A 3,659-nucleotide genomic window follows, 5' to 3' on the forward strand; every position below is an offset into this window, starting at 1 on the left:
AACTTCATGAGCCGAAAGGGTCGTGATTTGTCGCAAGGGACGCTCAATCCCTTGCATATGATGGGTTTGCCTAACCGCGCCCTCGAACCGATCTCGAGAAGCTGGTCTTTTTGTGCCAATGACATCGGGTCAAATCCCGCACAGGATTTGGCCCAGGCGACAATCCCTTCGGGATTGCGCGGATGGGCATTGGCAATGAGAACGATCAAGTGTCTTAAGGGCAATTGGTGGATGCCTTGGCATGCACAGGCGATGAAGGACGTGATACGCTGCGATAAGCTACGGGGAGGTGCGAATACCCTTTGATCCGTAGATTTCCGAATGGGGAAACCCACCTAAGGTACTTGGAAAATCAGAGCAGCAGGGTGACCTGCTGCTGTGGTTTCCAAGTATCTGTTATAGGTAACTTACCCTGAATACCATAGGGGTAAAGTGGCGAACGCGGGGAACTGAAACATCTAAGTACCCGTAGGAAAGGACATCAACCGAGACTCCGGAAGTAGTGGCGAGCGAACCCGGACCAGGCCAGTGGCGATTGAGAGACAAGCGGAACCTTCTGGAAAGTAGGGCCATAGTGGGTGACAGCCCCGTACGCGTAATGCAATCAATCGCCCTCGAGTAAGGCGGGACACGTGAAATCCTGTCTGAAATTGGGGGGACCACCCTCCAAGCCTAAGTACTCGTGCATGACCGATAGCGAACTAGTACCGTGAGGGAAAGGTGAAAAGCACCCCGACAAGGGGAGTGAAAGAGTACCTGAAACCGATTGCCTACAAACAGTGGGAGCCCGCAAGGGTGACCACGTACCTTTTGTATAATGGGTCAGCGACTTAGTGTGACGAGCAAGCTTAAACCGCTAGGTGTAGGCGCAGCGAAAGCGAGTCTGAACAGGGCGTTCAGTTCGTCGCATTAGACCCGAAACCGAGTGATCTAGCCATGAGCAGGTTGAAGGTAAGGTAACACTTACTGGAGGACCGAACCCATAACTGTTGCAATAGTTCGGGATGACTTGTGGCTAGGGGTGAAAGGCCAATCAAACTCGGAAATAGCTGGTTCTCCGCGAAATCTATTTAGGTAGAGCGTCGACCGAATACCCCAGGGGGTAGAGCACTGGATGGGCTAGGGGTCCTCACCGGATTACCAAACCTAACCAAACTCCGAATACCTGGGAGTACTAGTCGGCAGACACACGGCGGGTGCTAACGTCCGTCGTGAAAAGGGAAACAACCCTGACCTACAGCTAAGGTCCCCAAGTTATGGCTAAGTGGGAAAGGATGTGAGGATCCCAAAACAACCAGGATGTTGGCTTAGAAGCAGCCATCATTTAAAGAAAGCGTAACAGCTCACTGGTCTAAATAAGGGTCTTTGCGCCGAAAATGTAACGGGGCTAAAGCCATACACCGAAGCTTAGGGTTTGGTCCGCAAGGGCCAAGCGGTAGCGGAGCGTTCTGTAAGCTGATGAAGCCATACCCGTGAGGGGTGGTGGAGGTATCAGAAGTGCGAATGCTGACATGAGTAACGTAAGGGGAGTGAGAGACTCCCCCGCCGAAAGACCAAGGGTTCCTGCTTAAAGCTAATCTGAGCAGGGTTAGCCGGCCCCTAAGACGAGGCGGAAACGCGTAGTCGATGGGAACCACGTTAATATTCGTGGGCTTGGAGGTAGTGACGGATCATTGAGGTAGTCCAATCTTATCGGATTGAACGGGCTGCTGCGTGGTTCCAGGAAATAGCTCCTCCTTATAAACCGTACCCGAAACCGACACTGGTGGTCTGGTAGAGTATACCAAGGCGCTTGAGAGAACTATGCTGAAGGAACTCGGCAAATTGCACGCGTAACTTCGGAAGAAGCGTGACCCTTTTCCACGCAAGTGGAGGAGGGTGGCACAGACCAGGGGGTAGCGACTGTTTATCAAAAACACAGGGCTCTGCGAAGTCGCAAGACGACGTATAGGGTCTGACGCCTGCCCGGTGCTGGAAGGTTAAGAGGAGGGGTGCAAGCTCTGAATCGAAGCCCCAGTAAACGGCGGCCGTAACTATAACGGTCCTAAGGTAGCGAAATTCCTTGTCGGGTAAGTTCCGACCTGCACGAATGGCGTAACGACTTCCCCGCTGTCTCCAGCATAGACTCAGTGAAATTGAATTCCCCGTGAAGATGCGGGGTTCCTGCGGTTAGACGGAAAGACCCCGTGCACCTTTACTATAGCTTTACATTGGCATTCGTAGTGGCATGTGTAGGATAGGTGGTAGGCTTTGAAGCCTGGGCGCCAGCTCAGGTGGAGCCACCCTTGAAATACCACCCTTATTACTATGGATGTCTAACCGCGGCCCGTTATCCGGGTCCGGGACAATGTATGGTGGGTAGTTTGACTGGGGCGGTCGCCTCCTAAAGAGTAACGGAGGCGCGCGATGGTGGGCTCAGAACGGTCGGAAATCGTTCGCTGAGTGCAATGGCATAAGCCTGCCTGACTGCGAGACTGACAAGTCGAGCAGAGACGAAAGTCGGTCATAGTGATCCGGTGGTCCCGCGTGGAAGGGCCATCGCTCAACGGATAAAAGGTACGCCGGGGATAACAGGCTGATGACCCCCAAGAGTCCATATCGACGGGGTTGTTTGGCACCTCGATGTCGACTCATCGCATCCTGGGGCTGGAGCAGGTCCCAAGGGTATGGCTGTTCGCCATTTAAAGCGGTACGTGAGTTGGGTTCAGAACGTCGTGAGACAGTTCGGTCCCTATCTGCCGTGGGTGTAGGAATATTGAAAGGATCTGTCCCTAGTACGAGAGGACCGGGATGGACGGATCTCTGGTGGACCTGTTGTGGCGCCAGCCGCATAGCAGGGTAGCTATATCCGGACGGGATAACCGCTGAAGGCATCTAAGCGGGAAACCCACCTTAAAACGAGTATTCCCTGAGAACCGTGGAAGACGACCACGTTGATAGGCCGGGTGTGGAAGAGCGGCAACGCTTGAAGCTTACCGGTACTAATAGTTCGATCGGCTTGATCGTTCTCATTCCTTATGCCCATCGTGAAATACGATGGTCTGACCAGCGCTCACGCATGAGCGGCCCTTACGGGCCTATGCTCCGCGAGGGCGCCGGAAACCGGCGACGCGCAGTCGCGCTTGCGGGCTTGCGCCCGAAAGCCACAAACGTCGCCTTGGCACAGAAAACAGCTTCTCGAACAACGTGCGTTTTGCCGACCTGGTGGTTATGGCGGAGCGGCTGCACCCGATCCCATTCCGAACTCGGCCGTGAAACGCTCCAGCGCTGATGGTACTTCGTCTCAAGACGCGGGAGAGTAGGTCGCTGCCAGGTCTGCTAAACGCACGTTGAACTCACATCCAATCGGATGTCAGTGAAATCTTCTCTCTACGACAAGGCCCGCCAAGGGACCACGGGCCGCGAAAGCGGCCCTTTCATTTGGCGGTGACGAAATATGACGCGGGGTGGAGCAGCCCGGTAGCTCGTCAGGCTCATAACCTGAAGGTCACAGGTTCAAATCCTGTCCCCGCAACCAACATTCAACGGCCCGCCTCAAGCGGGCCGTTTTGCTTTTTGCTGACGCTGGCCGCCGATTCGAACCTGTCATCAGCGGCCCGCAAGCAGGCAAAGCCAAAGCCGCAGGACAGAAAACTCAAAGCCTATCCCAAAACCAACAT

Annotated in this window: 1 tRNA gene and 2 rRNA genes; all 3 read left to right on the forward strand. The window is 54.5% G+C overall.

Annotated elements, in window-relative coordinates:
* Window positions 1-203 precede the first annotated feature (203 nt).
* A 23S ribosomal RNA gene (locus AC04SF_RS37155) occupies window positions 204-3,006 on the forward strand.
* Between the two features lie 194 nt (window positions 3,007-3,200).
* Window positions 3,201-3,315: ribosomal RNA gene (rrf, locus tag AC04SF_RS37160) — 5S ribosomal RNA — on the forward strand.
* Between the two features lie 125 nt (window positions 3,316-3,440).
* Window positions 3,441-3,517: transfer RNA gene (locus tag AC04SF_RS37165), tRNA-Met, on the forward strand.
* The last annotated feature ends 142 nt before the right edge of the window (window positions 3,518-3,659 follow it).

It is taken from the genome of Mesorhizobium sp. CNPSo 4671 (assembly GCF_057784245.1).